At 68.1% G+C, this 17,353-nt stretch carries 14 protein-coding genes; 10 read left to right on the top strand and 4 right to left on the bottom strand.

The genetic code is table 11. The features are described from left to right. Nucleotides 1-3: 3 nt before the first annotated feature. The 10 genes from AC0699_RS21145 to AC0699_RS21100 all read left to right on the top strand — a co-directional run bounded on the left by AC0699_RS21145 (nucleotide 4) and on the right by AC0699_RS21100 (nucleotide 10,301). A complete protein-coding gene (locus AC0699_RS21145) occupies nucleotides 4-513 on the top strand; it encodes a PhzA/PhzB family protein (RefSeq protein ID WP_478662370.1) in 510 nt (169 codons plus the stop codon). A gap of 47 nt (nucleotides 514-560) precedes the next feature. Further along, the gene (locus AC0699_RS21140; RefSeq protein WP_478662368.1) at nucleotides 561-1,727 is read left to right on the top strand and encodes a 3-deoxy-7-phosphoheptulonate synthase; all 1,167 of its coding nucleotides are present in this window, start codon (nucleotides 561-563) and stop codon (nucleotides 1,725-1,727) included. 23 nt (nucleotides 1,728-1,750) lie between these two features. Further along, nucleotides 1,751-2,374 carry an isochorismatase family protein gene (locus AC0699_RS21135; protein WP_478662366.1) on the top strand — a complete coding sequence of 208 codons (624 nt, stop codon included), beginning with the start codon at nucleotides 1,751-1,753 and terminating at the stop codon, nucleotides 2,372-2,374. Continuing rightward, on the top strand, nucleotides 2,371-4,236 hold the full coding sequence (locus AC0699_RS21130) for an anthranilate synthase family protein (protein WP_478662364.1): 1,866 nt from the start codon (nucleotides 2,371-2,373) through the stop codon (nucleotides 4,234-4,236). The genes AC0699_RS21135 and AC0699_RS21130 overlap by 4 nt, the downstream gene beginning before the upstream one ends. Next, a complete protein-coding gene (locus tag AC0699_RS21125; RefSeq protein ID WP_478662362.1) occupies nucleotides 4,233-4,586 on the top strand; it encodes a hypothetical protein in 354 nt (117 codons plus the stop codon). The genes AC0699_RS21130 and AC0699_RS21125 overlap by 4 nt, the downstream gene beginning before the upstream one ends. Continuing rightward, nucleotides 4,586-5,419 carry a PhzF family phenazine biosynthesis protein gene (locus AC0699_RS21120; protein WP_478662359.1) on the top strand — a complete coding sequence of 278 codons (834 nt, stop codon included), beginning with the start codon at nucleotides 4,586-4,588 and terminating at the stop codon, nucleotides 5,417-5,419. Before AC0699_RS21125 ends, AC0699_RS21120 begins: the two co-directional genes overlap by 1 nt. 13 nt (nucleotides 5,420-5,432) lie before the next feature. Next, complete coding sequence (phzG, locus tag AC0699_RS21115) at nucleotides 5,433-6,077, top strand: phenazine biosynthesis FMN-dependent oxidase PhzG (RefSeq protein WP_478662357.1); 645 nt, start codon at nucleotides 5,433-5,435, stop codon at nucleotides 6,075-6,077. 104 nt (nucleotides 6,078-6,181) lie between these two features. Next, on the top strand, nucleotides 6,182-7,282 hold the full coding sequence (locus AC0699_RS21110) for a phenylacetate--CoA ligase family protein (protein ID WP_478662353.1): 1,101 nt from the start codon (nucleotides 6,182-6,184) through the stop codon (nucleotides 7,280-7,282). Beyond that, nucleotides 7,282-8,646 carry an aldehyde dehydrogenase family protein gene (locus AC0699_RS21105; RefSeq protein ID WP_478662349.1) on the top strand — a complete coding sequence of 455 codons (1,365 nt, stop codon included), beginning with the start codon at nucleotides 7,282-7,284 and terminating at the stop codon, nucleotides 8,644-8,646. Before AC0699_RS21110 ends, AC0699_RS21105 begins: the two co-directional genes overlap by 1 nt. Nucleotides 8,647-8,786: 140 nt before the next feature. Continuing rightward, the gene (locus AC0699_RS21100; RefSeq protein WP_478662346.1) at nucleotides 8,787-10,301 is read left to right on the top strand and encodes a GMC family oxidoreductase; all 1,515 of its coding nucleotides are present in this window, start codon (nucleotides 8,787-8,789) and stop codon (nucleotides 10,299-10,301) included. A gap of 384 nt (nucleotides 10,302-10,685) precedes the next feature. Here AC0699_RS21100 and AC0699_RS21095 read toward each other — a convergent pair whose 3' ends face one another. The 4 genes from AC0699_RS21095 to AC0699_RS21080 all read right to left on the bottom strand — a co-directional run bounded on the left by AC0699_RS21095 (nucleotide 10,686) and on the right by AC0699_RS21080 (nucleotide 17,123). Then, the gene (locus tag AC0699_RS21095) at nucleotides 10,686-11,819 is read right to left on the bottom strand and encodes an Lrp/AsnC family transcriptional regulator (RefSeq protein WP_478662343.1); all 1,134 of its coding nucleotides are present in this window, start codon (nucleotides 11,817-11,819) and stop codon (nucleotides 10,686-10,688) included. A 1,102-nt stretch (nucleotides 11,820-12,921) separates the two neighbouring features. Then, nucleotides 12,922-13,182 (bottom strand): hypothetical protein, encoded by a 261-nt coding sequence (locus tag AC0699_RS21090; RefSeq protein WP_478662341.1) that lies wholly within the window; start codon nucleotides 13,180-13,182, stop codon nucleotides 12,922-12,924. A gap of 478 nt (nucleotides 13,183-13,660) precedes the next feature. After that, complete coding sequence (locus AC0699_RS21085; RefSeq protein WP_478662340.1) at nucleotides 13,661-14,989, bottom strand: class I SAM-dependent RNA methyltransferase; 1,329 nt, start codon at nucleotides 14,987-14,989, stop codon at nucleotides 13,661-13,663. An 85-nt stretch (nucleotides 14,990-15,074) separates the two neighbouring features. Continuing rightward, nucleotides 15,075-17,123, bottom strand: coding sequence for an APC family permease (locus AC0699_RS21080; RefSeq protein ID WP_478662338.1), 2,049 nt, complete (start codon nucleotides 17,121-17,123; stop codon nucleotides 15,075-15,077). Nucleotides 17,124-17,353: the final 230 nt, after the last annotated feature.

Raw genomic sequence — 17,353 nt, 5'->3', positions numbered from 1 at the left:
CCAATGGTCGACATCACCGGCACCACTGAAACCACCGATACGTTGTCGAGGTCCCGCAGCGACGCGGAACTGCGAGCGAGCAATCGCGCGATCGTGGAGCAGTACATGAATACCCGCGGGCAGGACCGCCTGCGTCGGCACCTTCTGTTCACCGAAGACGGCACCGGTGGTCTCTGGACGACCGAGACTGGGGAGCCGATCGTCATCACGGGCAGGGATCGACTGGGTGACCACGGCCAATGGTCGCTCAAGTGCTTCCCCGACTGGGCCTGGACGAACATCGAGATCTTCGACACGCAGGACCCCAACCAGTTTTGGGTCGAATGCGACGGTGAGGGAACGATCCGCTTCCCCGACTATCCCGACGGCTACTACCGCAATCACTTCCTGCACTCCTTCCTGTTCGAGAACGGGAAGATCAAGCGCCAGCGCGAGTTCATGAACCCCTGCCAGCAGTTCAGGGCTCTGGGCATCGCCGTCCCTCAGGTCAAGCGGGCCGACATACCGACCTGAACGCCGTTCGCCGGGCGGCTTCTTATCAATCAATGGAGAAGGTCGTTATGGGAAACATCCTTGCCGACATCGATAGAGCCAAGGCGCGCCACCAGCCCGACTGGGACAATCCGCCACAGGTCGAGCTCGTACGAGCGATGCTGTCATCTGTCACACCGCTGGTGACCGCGGCGCAGGTAGAGAACCTCCGCTGCCACCTGGCCCGCGTCGCCACCGGCGAGACGCAGGTGCTGCAGGCCGGGGATTGTGCGGAGGACCCAGCCGAGTGCACCGCTGGGCACATTCAAGGCAAGACCAGACTCATCGACCTGCTCGCCCAGAACCTGGAGACCGCCACCGGCAAGCAGACGCTGCGGGTCGGGCGGATCGCAGGGCAGTTCTCCAAGCCCCGCTCCAGCCAGGTCGAAAAATTCGGCGATGACGAACTGCCGTCCTTCTTCGGGCACATGATCAACGGGCCGGAGCCCACCCACGAGAGTAGGCGTCCCGATCCACTGCGCATGCTCACGGGCTACATGGCCGCGCGGGAGATCATGACGCAGCTCGGGTGGGTTGGGTCAGCACCTCGGCTTGACGAATCTGCTGTCTGGACCAGCCATGAAGCGCTGCTTCTGGACTATGAGATGCCGATGCTCCGAGAGCTCGACGGCGGTCGGCGCTGGCTCAGCTCCACCCACTGGCCGTGGATCGGCGAGCGGACCCGGCAGATCGACGGCCCGCACGTCGCACTGCTCGCCCAGGTGGCCAACCCGGTTGCCTGCAAGGTCGGCCCGTCGATGACCGTCAGCGAGATCGTCGAGCTGTGCGACCGGTTGGACCCGGAGCGGGAGCCGGGCCGGCTTTCGCTCATCGTGCGCATGGGCGCCGACCTCGTCGCCGACAGGCTGCCCCGGCTCGTCGAGGCTGTGCGGTCGGCCGGGCACCCGGTGGTCTGGCTCAGCGACCCGATGCACGGGAACACCGATTGCGCGGCTGACGGCACCAAGTACCGGCTCGTGGGAACCGTCGCCCGGGAAGTCCGCGGCTTCCGGCGGGTCCTGGACCTGGCGGGGGTGCCGGCCGGGGGGCTTCACCTCGAGGCGACCCCCCACGACGTGACCGAGTGCGTGATGGACACGGCCGAGCTGGGGTCGGGCTCCGTCACCAGCCTGTGCGATCCGCGACTCAACACCCGCCAGGCCATCGAGGTGGTCTCGGCGTGGTCCGAGTACTGAGATTCCTAGAGAGGGAGCCTTCGATGACGGGAATACCACCGATCGCGCCTTACAGTCTGCCGCCGAGGTATGCGCTGCCGGAGAACGCCGTGCGCTGGACCGTCGACCCGGATCGGGCGGTGCTCCTCATCCACGACATGCAGAGGTACTTCCTCAACCCCTTTGAGGACGGCATGCGCAGCGAACTGGTGCGCACCATCGCCGACCTCAAGAAGCGCTGCGCGGACTTCGGGATGCCGGTGGCCTACACCGCCCAGCCCGGCAGCATGACGGACGAGCAGCGCGGGCTCCTGAAGGACTTCTGGGGCCCCGGCATGCGCACTGACGAGGCCGAGCGCGCGGTCGTGCCCGAGCTCACGCCCGACGCGGACGACTGGATGAGCACGAAGTGGCGCTACAGCGCGTTCTTCGGGTCGGAGCTGCTGCAGCGCATGCGCGCGGTGCAGCGTGACCAGTTGATCATTTGCGGCGTCTACGCGCACGTCGGTGTGCTGACGACCGCTCTGGAGGCGTTCTCCAACGACATCCAGCCCTTCCTGGTCGCCGACGCGCTCGGCGACTTCTCCGAAGCCCACCACAAGATGACCCTCGAATACGCGGCACGGTGCTGCGCCATGGTGGTCCGAGCCGATGACGTGCTCGCATGAGCGCCCTGCTTGAGCAAGTTCTCGCGCTGGAACTGCCTGCCTTCGCGATCATCCACCGTCCCGAAAGCGGCTCCCCCGGCACTCTGGACGTCCTGACCGGCCAGGTGACCGAGTACAAGTCGCTGGACGACATCCCGCTGGCCGACGACTCCGGGCCGGGCCCCGCGCTCGACACGCTGGTGCTCGTCCCCTACCGGCAACTGGCCGACCGCGGCTTCGCCGCGCGGGACGACGCCACGCCCCTGCTCGCGATGAGCCTCACCGCTCGCGACACGGTGCCGGTTGCCGAAGCGCTCGCCCGCTTCCCGCAGGTCCCGACGGAGCTGACCGGCGGACACTTCGACGTGGACGACGACGACTACGCGCAGATGGTGCGCGAGATCGTCAGCCAGGAGATCGGCACCGGCGAGGGCGCCAACTTCGTGATGAAGCGCTCGTTCATCGCGGACATCGGCGACTACTCCCCGGCCAGCGCCCTGTCGTTCTTCCGGCGGCTGTTGGAGCGCGAGGAGAAGGCCTACTGGACCTTCATCATCCACACCGGCCGCAACACCCTCGTCGGTGCGACACCGGAGCGCCACATCTCGCTCGCCGGCGGCACAGCCGTCATGAACCCGATCAGCGGCACGTACCGGTATCCGTCCGGCGGCCCCACCCTGCAGGGGGTCATGGAGTTCCTCGCCGACACCAAGGAGACCGACGAGCTCTACATGGTCCTCGACGAGGAACTGAAGATGATGGCCCGGCTGTGCGATGACGGAGGGCGCGTCCACGGGCCGTACCTGAAGGAAATGGCGCGGCTGGCGCACACCGAGTACCTGATCGAAGGCAGGACCAACCGCGATGTGCGCGAGGTCCTGCACGAGACGATGTTCGCCCCGACCGTCACCGGGAGCCCGCTGGAGAGCGCCGCCAAGGTCATCTCGCGCTACGAGCCGAAGGGACGCGGCTACTACAGCGGCGTCGCCGCGCTGATCGGACGGGACGCGGCCGGACGGCAGGCACTTGACTCGGCGATCTTGATCCGGACGGCCGACATCGATCCCGGCGGCCGGATGAACATTTCCGTGGGGGCCACACTGGTGCGCCACTCCGACCCGATGGCCGAGGTCGCCGAGACCCGCATCAAGCTGGCGACCCTGCTCAACGCGCTCAAGTCCGACCCTTCATCCGGCTACGCGGCCAACCCGGAGGTCCGCGCCGCCCTGGAGCGCCGCAACGAGGGGATCGCGGACTTCTGGCTCCAGGGCAAGTACGACGGCCGGCCGGCCGAGGCCTCGCTGGACGGCATGACGGCACTGGTCGTGGACGCGGAGGACACCTTCACCGCGATGCTCGACCAGCAGCTGCGGTCACTGGGGCTGTCCGTGGAGGTCCGCCGCTTCGACGAGCCGTACGACGTGGCGGCCTACGACCTGACGGTCTTCGGTCCCGGTCCGGGAGATCCGCGGATGACCTCCCACCCCAAGATCGCCAAGCTGAGGCAGTCGATCGACACCGCGCTGGCGAGCCGCCGGCCGCTGCTGGCCGTGTGCCTGAGCCATCAGGTACTCAGCACGAAGCTCGGCTTCGACCTGCAGCGCCGCGAGGTACCCAACCAGGGTGTGCAGCGTGAGATCGACCTGTTCGGCGTGCGCGAACGAGTGGGCTTCTACAACACGTTCGCCGCGCACAGCGAGGCGAGCAAGCGAACCGTCGAGGGGATCGGCGTGGTCGAGGTGAGCCGTGACGAGAGGACCGGCGAGGTGAACGCGCTACGCGGGCCGGGCTTCGCCTCGGTTCAGTTCCACGCCGAGTCGGTGCTCACCGTCGACGGCCCGCGCATCATCCGCGAGGCGATACAGGGGGTGCTCGGCCGATGAGAGTGGATGTCGTCTGGTGGGACCTGGCCAGGTCCCACCAGACCATCGAATCCCTGGAGCAGGATCTTCGTGACGGCTCCGTCGAGCCGTGGCACGAGGTCAAGGGACTGCGCCTGAAGCTGTGGATCGCCGACCGTGAACGCGGCCGTTGGGGCGCGGTCATGTGGTGGGATCCGGATGTTCCGGCAGATCAGCCGCTGCCCCCCAACCGGGCGGCCGAGCTGATCGGGTACGCACCCGACCACCGCGCCAGCTTCGACGTCGCAGCGGTGGCCGAGGGGTTCGACCCGCTCGGCCTCGCCTTCTCCGCCGGCACCTCGGTACCGGCACAAGCCGGGGAGCTCCGATAATGCACCGATACATGGTCGTAGACGCCTTTGCCAGCGAGCCGCTGCTGGGCAATCCGGTCGCCGTCTTCTTCGACAGCGAGGACCTGACCGGTGAGACGATGCAGCGCATCGCGAAGGAGATGAACCTCTCCGAGGTCACCTTCGTGCTGCCGGCCGAGCAAGGCGGCGACGCGCGGATCAGGATCTTCACCCCGGTGAACGAGCTGCCGTTCGCCGGGCACCCGATGCTCGGCACGGCCTTCGCGCTCGGTCAGGCCTGGGGGCGCGACAGCATGCAGCTGGAGACCGCGATGGGTGTCATCCCGTTCGAGCTGAGCACCCGCGACGGCGCCGCATGGGTCCGGATGGAGCAGCCGGTCCCCACCTCGAAGCCCTACGATCTCGACACGGAGCTCCTGGCCGCACTCGGGGTCGAGTCGTCGACGGCCCCGGTCGAGATCTACCACAACGGGCCGCGTCACGTGTTCGTGGGGTTGAGGGACGTCGAGGCGCTTTCCGCCCTCCACCCGGACCACCGCGCCCTCTCGCGCTTCCCCGACATGGCCGCCAACTGCTTCGCCAAGGCGGACGGGGGCTGGCGGACGCGGATGTTCTCCCCCGCCTACGGCGTGGTCGAGGACGCGGCGACCGGTTCCGCCGCCGGGCCTCTCGCGATCCACCTGGCCAGGCACGGGTTCGCCGAGTACGGGCAGGAGATCAAGATCACCCAGGGCGTGGAAATGGGACGCCCGTCGGTCATGAGGGCGACCGCCGAGGGGGTCGGCGAGTCAGTCCACTCGGTCCACGTCGGCGGGCACGCCGTCCTGGTCGCCGAGGGAACAATCAATGTCTAGCGAGGAGCCTTCCGTGGACCCAAGTGGATTCGAGTCCCTCAGCGGGAAGGTCGACCTCCCTTTTCCCGAGTACGACCAGCCGCCGGCGGAGCCCCTCAAGCTGGTGAGCAGCTGGCTTTCCCAGGCGCGGGAAAGCGGAGTCCGCGAGCCCAGCGCGCTGGCGCTGGCCACTGCGGACTCCCGCGGCCGCGCCTCCAACCGGATCGTCGCCATCACCGAAGTCACTGACCAGGGCCTGGTGTTCAGCAGCCACAGCTGCAGCCAGAAGGGACGTGAGATCGCCGCTACGGGGTGGGCGTCGGGCCTGCTGTACTGGAGGGAGACCGGTCAGCAGATCATCCTCTCCGGTCCAGTCGCGCTGCTGCCCGACGCCGAGTCAGACGCCCTGTGGTCCGCCCGGCCGATTCCGCTGCACGCCATGTCGACGGTCACCGAGCAGAGTGAGCCGTTGGAGCTGGAGGACGTCGAGGCTCTGCGCGCCAGGGCACGCAGCCTGCAACTGACCGGGGAGCCCCAGCCCCGGCCGGAGTTCTTCGTCGGCTACCGGCTGCAGCCCGACGTCGTCGAATTCTGGTCCGCGAGCTCGGACCGGCTGCACCGCAGGCTGCGCTACGACCGCGACGCGCACGAGTGGCGCACCAGCCGGCTGCAGCCGTAGCCCCGCTCCTCGACGAACCCTCCCGGCGCTCACCGCCTTTCACCGCTCCGGCGGCATCGACGTCGTGCCCGGATACACCCGACCCTTCCCATGAGGGAGAGACAATGACTTTCACCGCAGAACAGATCCTGGATCTTCCGTTCGACGTCCAGCCCGATCCGGACGAGTTCATCCGCGCCGCCATGGAGTGGCACTTCAACCCCGAGACAGGCAGCAAGTTCTGGCTGGACCGGGCCGCTACTCTCGGCTTCGATCCGCGATCCGATGTCAAGACGTTCGAGGACCTCCGGCTCTTCCCGAACGTGGCCGCGGAGCTTCGTGACGTCCGTGGCGAGGACCTGATTCCCCGGGGATACGGGGACCAGCCCGACGTGGTCGGGTTCTTCGAGAGCGGCGGCACCACCGGCGCCCCGAAGCGGGTCGTCCTGATGCGGGACTGGCTCGACCGCATGGTGGGCTGGAGCAACGCGAACCTCGACCGCCACGGTGTGCCGCGCGGAGGGAACTGGCTGGGAGTCATCCCGACCGGGCCGCACGTCGTGGGCACCCTGTTCCGGCAGCACGCCGTGACGCACGGCCGCCACGGCTTCACGATCGACCTCGATCCGCGCTGGGTGAAGCGGCTCATCGCCGGCGGTCAGTTCGGGCAGGTCGACGCCTACGCCCAGCACCTCATCGACCAGGCCGCCGACGTCCTGCGGACGCAGGACATCGGCCTGCTCACCATCACGCCGCCGCTGCTGGAACGGCTGGCCAGGGACGAGAAGCTGGTCGCCCTGGTGAACGAGCGGGTGAAGTGCATCAGGTGGGGAGGCACCCAGATGGACGCCGACAGCCGGCACCTCTTCAAGACCGAGGTGTTCCCCGAGGTCGCGCTGTGCGGCGAGTACGGAAGCACGATGATCATCGGGGTCGCGGGCGAGCGTGCCGGGCTCTCCGCCGACGACCCGTGCGTCTTCGACTCGTTCTCCCCGTACGTCACCTTCACGGTCATCGACCCGAAGAGCCTCGAGCCGGTGCCCTACGGGGAGCGGGGCCGGGTGCTGGTCAACCACGTCAGCAAGTCCTTCCTGCTGCCCAGCAACCTGGAACGTGACCTCGCCACCCGGATTCCCCAGGTGAACGGCCTGGTCGGGGACTCGGTCGCTGACATCGGCACGGTCGACGTGTTCGAGGACGAGGCCGTCATCGAGGGGGTCTACTGATGATCGACCTGCCCGCGCTCGGTGCAACGGGCGCCTTCCGCTCCAGGAACAGGCAGACGGTCACCGATGTGGCAGGCGCCGCCGTCGCGGAGCTGAGCCTCGTGCCGCCGTTGTACGTCAACCGCACCATGGCGGCGCTGCGCCGGGGCGGCGTCATGCCGGCCGACGAGCGGGCCGACGCGATGATCCGCGCGGCCGAGCTCTTCGCGACCGCGACGATCGACGGCCTGACCGTCGAGGAGTACCAACACGCGGTCAGCAGGGTCGGTGGCGTCCCGATCTCCTCCGTCGTCACGGCGACCAGGACGGTCGCCGAGCGGGTGGCGAAGGCTCATCTGAGCGTCCAGTACGCGCGCCCACGGGGGGCGGTCGACGACTGGCGCGATCCGCTGACGCGGACCGGGCGTTCGGTGTGGACCCGGCGCGGAGACGTGTTCGCCGTGCACGCCGCGGGCAACCACCCCGGCACCCACAGCATCTGGCCGGAGGCACTGGCGCTGGGCTACCGCGTCGCGGTCCGCCCGTCGAGCCGCGATCCCTTCACCCCGCACCGGCTTGTGACGGCACTGCGGAGCGCGGGATTCGCCGACGACCAGGTGGTGCTCCTGCCCACCGACCACGCCGGTGCCGACGCCATCCTGCGCGGCGCCGACCTGGGGATGGTGTACGGCGGCGAGGAGGTGACCCGCAAGTACGGCGAGGCCGCGACGGTGCTGCCGCAGGGGCCGGGGCGGTCGAAGATCCTCATTACGGCCGACGTGGACTGGCGCGATCACCTGGACGTGATCGTCGCATCCGTGAGCGGCCACGGCGGGACCGGATGCGTGAACACGACGGCCATCTTCGTGGAGGGCGACCCGACTCCGCTCGCCGAGGCCGTCGCGGCGCGGTTGTCCGCCGCGAAGCCCTTGCCGCCCGAGGATGACAAGGCCGTACTCCCCGTACAGCCGGTCGCGATCGCCAAGGCGATAGAAGCGCACCTGCTGAAGAAAGCGGCCGGCGCCCGGCCCTGGCTCGGCGGCGACGGCATCGTGGGCGAACTCGGGGACGGGAGCGCCGCGCTGCTGCCCGCCGTCTTCCAACTCTACGATCCAGCCGCTCCGCAGGCAGGTGTGGAACTGCCGTTCCCCTGCGTGTGGATCGCGCCGTGGACGCCCGAGGCCGGTACGGAGCCGCTGAAGAACACGCTCGTGCTCAACGCGATGACCAACGACACCCAGCTCATCGACCGCCTACTCGGCGAGCCGACCATCAGCAACCTGTACCTGGGAAGCCAGCACACCTACTGGATGGATTCCTCGGTGCCGCACGACGGCTACCTGGCCGACTTCCTCATGCGGAACAAGGGCGTCATCCGGAACTGACTCCCCATCCGTGTCAGCCGCCACTGAAAGTGGTCCGGCGACGGTCGCGTTCGCACCGTGAGCGCGGTTCCGATATCGCCCGCGGCGGCTCGCCACCGGGACGCTCCCTGCAACCCCAACGAGATCGAAAGGGTTTTACCTTGTCCCACTCCGTCGAACCGGCCGACGTCCTGATCGTCGGCGGCGGGTCGGCCGGCGCAGTGCTCGCCGCGCGCCTGAGCGAGAACCCCGCCCGGCGCGTGGTGCTGCTCGAGGCCGGGCCGGACTACGGCCCCACCCAGTTCCCCGACGCGCTGCTCGACGCCAACCGCATCGCCGATCTCGATCACGACTGGGGATACACCTCACGGGGCGGGCGACTGACCCCCGAGATCACCGCTCTGCGCGGCAAAGTGATGGGCGGGAGTTCCGCCGTCAACGCCGGCGCCGCCCTCCGCGCCCGCGCCCGCGACTTCGCCCGCTGGGCCGAGAACGGGCTCGACGACTGGAGCTTCACCGACGTCCTGCCGTACTTCCGCGCCCTGGAGAACACCCCCACCGGCGAGGACGAGTTCCACGGGCGAAGCGGGCCGATGCCCGTGCGCCAACTGACCGACTCCGAGCTGACACCCGCGCACCGTGGCTTCATCGACGCCGCGGTCGCCCTTGGTCACAAGCGGATCGCCGACTTCAACGGTACCGAGCAGGACGGCGTCGGACCCTTCGCGGTCAACGTCCTCGACGGGATCCGACAGAACACCGCACTGGTCTACCTCACCGCCGAGGTGCGCGCTCGCCCGAACCTCACCGTGCACGGTGGCGTCACCGTCGACCGGGTCCTGTTCCGCGGTACCAGTGCGACTGGAGTGGTCACCGCCGACGGGACCGTGCACAACGCCGACGAGGTGATCCTCTCTGCCGGGACCTACGCAAGCGCGGCGATCCTGCTGCGCTCCGGCATCGGCCCCGCCGGCGAACTGGCGTCGCTCGGCATCGAGCCCCTCGCCGACCTACCCGTCGGACAACACCTGCAAGACCACCCTTTCTGCCCCGCGGTCTATGCGCTCGCCCCGGGGCGAGCGGGGATGACTCCGGCCCTCGGCGCGCTGCTGTGGACCGCCTCCAGCGAGGCCGCGGACGGTGAACTCGACCTGAACGTCGTCGCCGTGCATCCCAACGGGGCTCCGTTCATGCCCGCCGGCGGCGTCATCGCCCTGTCCACAGCTCTCGTGCTCCCCGACGCGCGCGGCACGGTGCGCCTCGCCAGCCGCGATCCGCTTTCCCAGCCCTTGATCGACCACAACTACCTCGGCACCGAGCGCGACCGGCGACGCATGCTCGAAGGCGTACGAATCGCCCGTGATCTGGCCCGTGACCCGGCACTCGCGCCGTCGCTCGCCGGGCTTCTGATGCCGCGCGAACTGCCTGACGACGCCGAGGAACTGACGCGGGTGATCGAATCCAGCCTCTCCATCTACGGTCATCCCACCTCCACCGCCCCCATGGGTGCCGCCGACTCGCCTCAGGCCGTCGTCGACTCCCGCGGAGCCGTGCACGGACTGGCCGCCCTGCGTGTCGTGGACGCCTCGATCATCCCTTACGTGCCCTCCAGCGTCACCAACCTCACCACGATCATGATCGCCGAACGCATGGCCGACCTCGTCTACAACCACTGACGACCATAGGCTGCCGAGAGGCCGGCCACTCACCTTGATCGTTCGTGAACTCCTCGAGTTCTTCACGAATAATCAGGATGCTTATTCTGGGTCCGAGCCCCGGGCCCCGCGTTCCTGCACGTCACCGCCGCTTCCCTAGCTGAACCCGACGGGAGTTCAGCCAGGGGAGCTCGGCTTGGGGCGCGGCGAGCGCCGCATCCGATGGGTGCGGTGGTTCGGCGCACTTCACGCGGGCCAGGCCACGTAATCAGACCTCTGGTTGAGGAAACGAGGCTCACGCTACGGATCTGCGGGAGCCGGGGGTGAGATTCCCCCGGGCCACCCGACATTTCGCATGATGCTGAAACCCTGGACTGATCGACTGATGGAGGCTCCGAACCCGCGTCAGGCTGAACTGCTACGTATGGGGCTGCTCTGCAGGAACGGACTGCAGGCTTTCAGGGTCCTCTGGACAGGACTCGTTTCGAGCATGCGGATGGAGTCCAGCGCGCTGAGACTATGGGCCAGGTAGTCATGCAGTTCACTGGGGCTCCTGCACAAGACGAGGGCCACCAGGTTGGTTGGGCCGGTGGTAGAGGCCAGGAAGGCTATTTCCCTGTGTTGGATCAGGGTGCTCGCTACCTGGTTCAGGTGCGCGGGGGCGACCGACATCCACAGCAGGGCTTGCGTGGTGACGCCGTACACCTCCGCACTGATCTCGACGTCGAACGTGAGCATGCCGCTGGCCTGTAAAGCAGCGAGTCGGCGCGTAATGGTCGAGGAAGACTGGCCGGTCTCGGCGGCGAGGTCTGTGTAGCTGATGCGGCCGTTACGCTGCAACGCGGCCAGCAGGTGCCAGTCCGCCTGGGTCAGGGACGAGCGGAGCTTGGGCTCGTCAGCGCCATCCGACGAGTCGACTGCTCGGCGCAGTTGTTCCTGCTGCCCGTTGGTGAGAGCGGTAGTGTGCCCCTGCCATGCGGTGGGACCGCCCAGATAGGTATGCAGCAGGCGGTGCGCCGACACCTCGGCGATGCTGGCCACACGAGGGATCTCGCGGAACAGCAGCGTATGGTGCGCCGCGGAGTTCATGACGAAGCATATTTCGGTTCCCCCGGACATGAGCCGCACCCAGACGGTGTCGTCCCGCCGAGCCAGGCTCTGCGCGACATTCTGAGCGGTGTTCGGGCTGGCCGTGAGCCTCAGAATCCACTTCCCGCCTGACGCTTGCCGCGGGTTCACCACCCCGACAACGCGAAGCGACAGCTCGCTGCTCAGCCGCCCGTAGCGACGGGCGACTGTTTGCGTGGAGACGCCCAGAACCTCGGCGATCCGGCTGAACGGCGCCCGACCGTCGATACGCAGGGCATGAATAATGCAGTGGTCCAATTCATCGACTGCGGGGACCGTTGGCTCAGAAGAATCGCCCACTGGCCGTTTGGGGCCAGGGGTGCTCAGCAAGGTTTGCGGCACCAGTTTTCCTCGGGTAGCATCGGACAGGACCTCGTCAATGACTTGGGTGTCGGCGACGGCGTTTTTCATCACCAGGGCCCCGGCGAGTTCCGTTCCATGGTGATGGTCAGTCAGTTCTCGTGATCGGTCATGCTTTGCCAGACTTGGCGCGCGGGCATGGAGTGGCACAATCGTGGTTTAAGGAATACGTGTTCGGTGCCTGTCGGCCTCGGACGCGGGACCCAGTGACCTGGCGGTCCGTCAACCGCTGCACTGGTCCGCCGAGTACCGGCACTACGTCCTGGATGACACCTTCGAGGAGGAGCGCCGCCAGGCCCGCACTTCACGCCTGCCTGGGAGCCTCTCCACCCTGCACGATCTGGGATTCCACGCGGTCAAGACCGACCAATTCGGCAATATCGCCTGCAGCACCACTACACCAGCCCCCCGACCAGCTCCTGGTTCCATCTTCGGGCGAGTGTACATGTTCTTACCCTTCGTGGGTACGGCGGTTCGCCACAGGGCCCCCGTAACAGGGCCCCGGGGAGTGAGCCAAAGATCCATGTCAGCGATTACACGATTGGCTGCGGTGAGGCGGTCATGACCGCCGGTCGGCACTAAGAAGCCGTTGTCGTACCGAACTTGAGCGGTGTGTTCTTGCAGCTCAGGCATGATGCCGGGGTTGGCGAGACAGGCTGGGACCGTCGGGTTGTCTCGTCGGTGGACGTGCCGGGATGGCGTCGGTCGTGGGGCTGCTGGAAGAGCGGGAGCTGGCCGCGCGGGAGCGCGTGGGTGAGGTCCTGTCCGTGCCGCAAGTCCGCGAAGCCGGCGAGACCGGTCCGGTCCCGGTGGAGGAGCCCTCCGTGCCCGAGCGGGAGCCCGAGCCGTCGGTGGACGCGCCCGCCGTGGTGTCTGCCCCCGGGGCTGCGCCGGCCGGTTCGATCGTCCCGGTATGGCGCCCCGCGCTGACAGCGGAGGTGTTCGCCCCGGGAGTACCAGCGCATCCTCTCCGCGCTGGCGGAGCGTCGCACGGGCGGGGACGGGGTGATGACGTGCCAGGAGATCACCGGCATGACAGCGCAAGACTTCGACACAAGGGGCCTCCTGGGCATCGGGCTTCGACAATCCCGAGCTGAACAGGAGGCCCTGCCTTCATGCGCCTACCCGCTGAAGATCACCCGACCGAGCCGCATCAATCGAACCGACGCAGGCCAGACAGCAGGATGCGGTGCACTGGTGTGAAGCCGAAACGCTCCAGCCGGGCGCGCTGACGCTGCTCGTGCAGCACGCGATCCAGAGATGCTCGTAGCCCTGCATCCAAGGTCATGTCGTCGAGTTGGGTGTCCGGGTAGCCCGCTGTCAGAAGACTGGTGAGCTCGCCACGCGGCTGCACAACGGGCGTTGCGGCACTCCGGCTGCCAGCTCTGCTCTGCCCCTGCTGCGCGGTCTCCACCAGCTCACGCAGTTCTACAGCGAACTTTCCTTGCCCCTGGCGAGCGGACTTCGCCGCTACCTGCAGGGCAACGCTTTAGAAGAGGTCGTCGTTGGCTTCGGCGTGCGCTCGCACGAGAGCTTTCAGGTGCTCGGCGTTCGCCGCCATACGCCTGTCACCCTTCCGATGCCAGCTTTCTGTGAGGGAGGTCTACCCAGGAGCCGATGGGCACCTGCGCCGCCTGCATCGTACGGCTCGTGGCGGCAGAGTGTGGTCTGGACGTTTCCGCACACCGCCCCTGCAGCGCAATCTCGATCAGAGCCATACGGCCAGACCTGCCCCCAACGGCGTGGCCACCAGAGCGCTTGTGGAGCGACGCAAGGGGCCCTGACAACCCATCAGAACGAGCGTCAAATGAGCGTCACGAGCGTCATTTCAGCGTCAAGATATCACCCGTAACGCCCGCACCGCACATCATGCGCACACTCAAAACCACAGGTCAGGAGCCCTTTGCGGCCGGTTCGAGGATCGCCACGCACTCAACGTGGTGCGTCATCGGAAACAGGTCGAACGCCCGCAGCGTCCGCGGCCTGTACCCGTTCTCCCGGAAGTACGCCAAGTCCCGCGCCAGCGCTGCCGGGTCGCACGCCACGTACGCGATGCGGCGGGCGCCGAGGCCCGAGACGTACTCGACGGTGGAGCGGCCCGCGCCCGCGCGGGGCGGGTCGAGGACGACGAGGTCGGCCTCGGTGATGCCGGTGCGCGGGAGGACGGATTCGACCTTGCCCTGTTCGATGCGGACGCGCGGGAGGTCCTGGAGGTTGTGGCGGGCGTCCTCGACGGCGCGCTTGCCGGATTCGATGCCGAGGACCGCGCCCTTCTCGCCGACGCGCTGGCCGATCGCGCCGGCGAAGAGGCCGACGCCGCAGTAGAGATCGAGGGCCGTGTCGCCCTTACGGGGCATCAGGCCCTGCATGACGGCCTGCACGAGCACCTCGGCGGCCTTCGGGTGGACCTGCCAGAAGCCGCCCATGCCGACGCGGTAGGTGCGGTCGTCGGCGCGCTCGCGGACGAAGGGACGGCCGTGGACACGGTGGACGCTGCCGTCCTTCTCGTGGATGCGCAACACCGATACGGGCTTGTCGAGTTCGACGATCGGGAGGCGGGCGCCGGGGCGCGGGGTGAGGATCACCTGGCGGTCACTGGAGCCGGTGGCGGCGATGGCTTCGATGGACGCCATGCCCTCCCAGGTGCGCTTCTCGATGCCGAGTTCGGTGACGCCGGGGGCTGCGATCATGCAGTGCTCGACCGGCTCGACCTCGTGGGAGCGGTGGCGCCGCAGGCCTGCCTTCCCGGAGGCGTCGACCGCGTACTGCACGCGCGTACGCCAGGCGGGCACCTCGCCCGCGGGCAGCTTGTCGCCCTCCGCCGGCATGACCGTACCGTCCCAGCCGGCCTCCTCCGGGGTGAGGCCCGCGAGCCGCTTCAGCTGCTCGGCGACGACCTCGCCCTTGAAGCGGCGCTGGGCGCCCGGCTTGGCGTGCTGCCAGTCGCAGCCGCCGCACTTGCCGGGGCCGGCGTACGGGCACGGCGCCTCGACGCGGTCCTTCGATGCCTCCAGGACGCGTACGGCGTCGGCGCGCAGATAGCGGGAGCCCTCCTCGCCCTCCGTGACGCGGGCGACGACCTTCTCGCCGGGCAGCGCGTGCCGGACGAACAGGACGCGGCCCTCGTCCGTGCGGGCGATGCAGTGGCCGCCGTGTGCGACGGGGCCGACCTCGACCTCGTACTCCTCCCCGACCAGCGAAGACTCAGGTGCGTTCTGCATGACGGGGACGGCTCCAGGGATACGAGAGGGGGGCGTCGCCCTGTGCGGACGACAGCCCCCCAGTCTACGTGGGTGCGAGGACTCCTCAGCTCTTGGTGCTGGGCTCCTTGGGGCGCTCGGTCACCGGGCCACGGCGCACCGCTCCCGGCGCGTTCCATTCCTGGCGCTTCTTGGCCCGCTTCTTCGCGACCTCGGAGGACTCCAGCTGGTACGGGACGGAGGTCACCATGACGCCCGAGGTGAACAGCAGACGGCCCTTGAGACGCAGGGCGCTCTGGTTGTGCAGCACGTGCTCCCACCAGTGGCCGACGACGTACTCGGGAATGATCACGCTGACCGCGTCCCGCGGGCTCTCGCGCCGCAGGCTCTTCACGTACTCGATGATCGGCCGGGTGATCTCGCGATAGGGCGAGTCCAGGATCTTGAGCGGCACGTTGATGCCGCGCCGGTCCCACTCGTCCTTGAGTGCCTTCGTCTCGGCCGGGTCGACGTTGATGCTGAGCGCTTCGAGCTTGTCGGAGCGCATCAGCTTGGCGTAGGCGACGGCGCGCAGGGTCGGACGGTGCACCTTGGAGACGAGCACGATGGAGTGGACGCGGGAGGGGCGCACGGTGTCGTCGGTCGGCTCGTCGGGGGCGGCGATCTCCTCGGCGACACGGTCGTAGTGCCTGCGGATGGCCGACATCGTGGCGTAGAAGATCACCATGCCGAGCAGGGCGACCCAGGCGCCGTGCGTGAACTTGGTGACCAGGACGACGACCAGCACCAGGCCGGTGAAGAAGGCACCGAAGGCGTTGATCGCGCGGGAGCGGATCATGTGGCGGCGCTTGGTCGGGTCGCGCTCGGTCCTCAGATGGCGGTTCCAGTGCCGGACCATGCCGGTCTGACTGAGCGTGAAGGAGACGAAGACGCCGACGATGTAGAGCTGGATCAGCTTGGTGGAGTCGGCGCCGTACACCCAGACCAGCAGGACCGCCGCGCCGGCCAGCAGCACGATGCCGTTCGAGAACGCGAGCCGGTCGCCGCGTGTGTGCAGCTGGCGCGGCAGATAGCGGTCCTGGGCGAGGATCGAGCCGAGCAGCGGGAAGCCGTTGTACGCGGTGTTCGCGGCCAGGAAGAGGACGAGCGCGGTGGCGGCGGCGAGGAGCACGAAGAAGAACGTGCCGTCGCCGAAGACGGCGGCCGCGACCTGCGAGATCACCGGGTCCTGGACATAGGCTGCGCCGACCGGTGTGCCGTTGTCGAGCAGGTCGTGGGCGGGGTTCTCGGCCATCTTGACGTCGGTTGCCATGGCGAGGCCGATGATGCCGCAGAACATCGTGACGGCGAGGGCGCCCATGAGCAGCAGCGTCGTGGCGGCGTTCTTGCTCTTGGGCTTGCGGAAGGCGGGGACGCCGTTGCTGATGGCCTCGACGCCGGTGAGCGCGGCACAGCCGGAGGAGAAGGCGCGCAGCAGCAGGAAGACGAGTGCGAAGCCGGCCAGGCCCTGCTGCTCGGCCTTGATCTCGAACCCGGCGGTCGGGGCCTTCATGCTCTCGTCGAGGACGAGGCCCTGGAAGGCGCCCCACGCGATCATGATGAAGACGCCGGCGACGAAGACGTACGTCGGGATGGCGAAGAGCTTGCCCGACTCCTTCACACCGCGCAGATTCATCAGTGTCAGGAGCACGATGATGCCGATGGCGCAGAGCACCTTGTTCTCGACGACGAAGGGGATCGCGGAGCCCAGGTTCTCGACGCCGGAGGAGATCGACACGGCGACGGTGAGGACGTAGTCGACGAGCAGCGCGCTGGCGACGGTGAGGCCGGCCCGGGGGCCGAGGTTGGTGTTCGCCACCTCGTAGTCGCCGCCGCCGCTGGGGTACGCGTGGACGTTCTGCCGGTACGAGGCGACGACGGTGAACATCAGCACCACGACGGCGACCGCGATCCAGGGGCTGAAGTGATACGCCGACACACCCGCGATGGAGAGGACCAGCAGGACTTCTCCCGGGGCGTACGCCACCGAGGACAACGGGTCGGAGGCGAAGACGGGAAGTGCGATGCGCTTCGGCAGGAGCGTTTCTCCCAGCCTGTCGCTGCGCAGCGCCCTGCCGATCAGGATCCGTTTGGGAATGTCGGTCAGTTTGGACACGCAAGGGATCGTAAGGGTTCCCTCTTGACGAAGCCCACCCGCGGCCCCTTCCGGCGCGGAATCGCACGGTCCTGTCATGCTGACGCCACCCCGCGGCAATCGAACGAGCACGTAGCGCTACGTACGACGCGACAGCGCCCGGCATCCCCCGCATTGCCACCGCGGATGAGGGCAACGCAGGCCCCGCGTCATAAGCTCGTCACGGGCAACACCGCACGCTGCTGCCCCGT

This window comes from Streptomyces sp. NPDC043870, assembly GCF_056435785.1.
Note: the sequence above shows the minus strand (reverse complement) of the source record. Positions and strands in the feature narration are given on the sequence as shown.

Bases quoted from the DNA above. Each gene is read 5' to 3' on its own strand.
- AC0699_RS21095 (WP_478662343.1), bottom strand. From the start codon at position 11,819: ATGAAAAACGCCGTCGCCGACACCCAAGTCATTGACGAGGTCCTGTCC.
- AC0699_RS21085 (WP_478662340.1), bottom strand. From the start codon at position 14,989: ATGCAGAACGCACCTGAGTCTTCGCTGGTCGGGGAGGAGTACGAGGTC.
- AC0699_RS21145 (WP_478662370.1), top strand. From the start codon at position 4: ATGGTCGACATCACCGGCACCACTGAAACCACCGATACGTTGTCGAGG.
- AC0699_RS21135 (WP_478662366.1), top strand. From the start codon at position 1,751: ATGACGGGAATACCACCGATCGCGCCTTACAGTCTGCCGCCGAGGTAT.
- AC0699_RS21105 (WP_478662349.1), top strand. From the start codon at position 7,282: ATGATCGACCTGCCCGCGCTCGGTGCAACGGGCGCCTTCCGCTCCAGG.
- AC0699_RS21130 (WP_478662364.1), top strand. From the start codon at position 2,371: ATGAGCGCCCTGCTTGAGCAAGTTCTCGCGCTGGAACTGCCTGCCTTC.
- AC0699_RS21110 (WP_478662353.1), top strand. From the start codon at position 6,182: ATGACTTTCACCGCAGAACAGATCCTGGATCTTCCGTTCGACGTCCAG.
- AC0699_RS21120 (WP_478662359.1), top strand. From the start codon at position 4,586: ATGCACCGATACATGGTCGTAGACGCCTTTGCCAGCGAGCCGCTGCTG.
- AC0699_RS21125 (WP_478662362.1), top strand. From the start codon at position 4,233: ATGAGAGTGGATGTCGTCTGGTGGGACCTGGCCAGGTCCCACCAGACC.
- AC0699_RS21140 (WP_478662368.1), top strand. From the start codon at position 561: ATGGGAAACATCCTTGCCGACATCGATAGAGCCAAGGCGCGCCACCAG.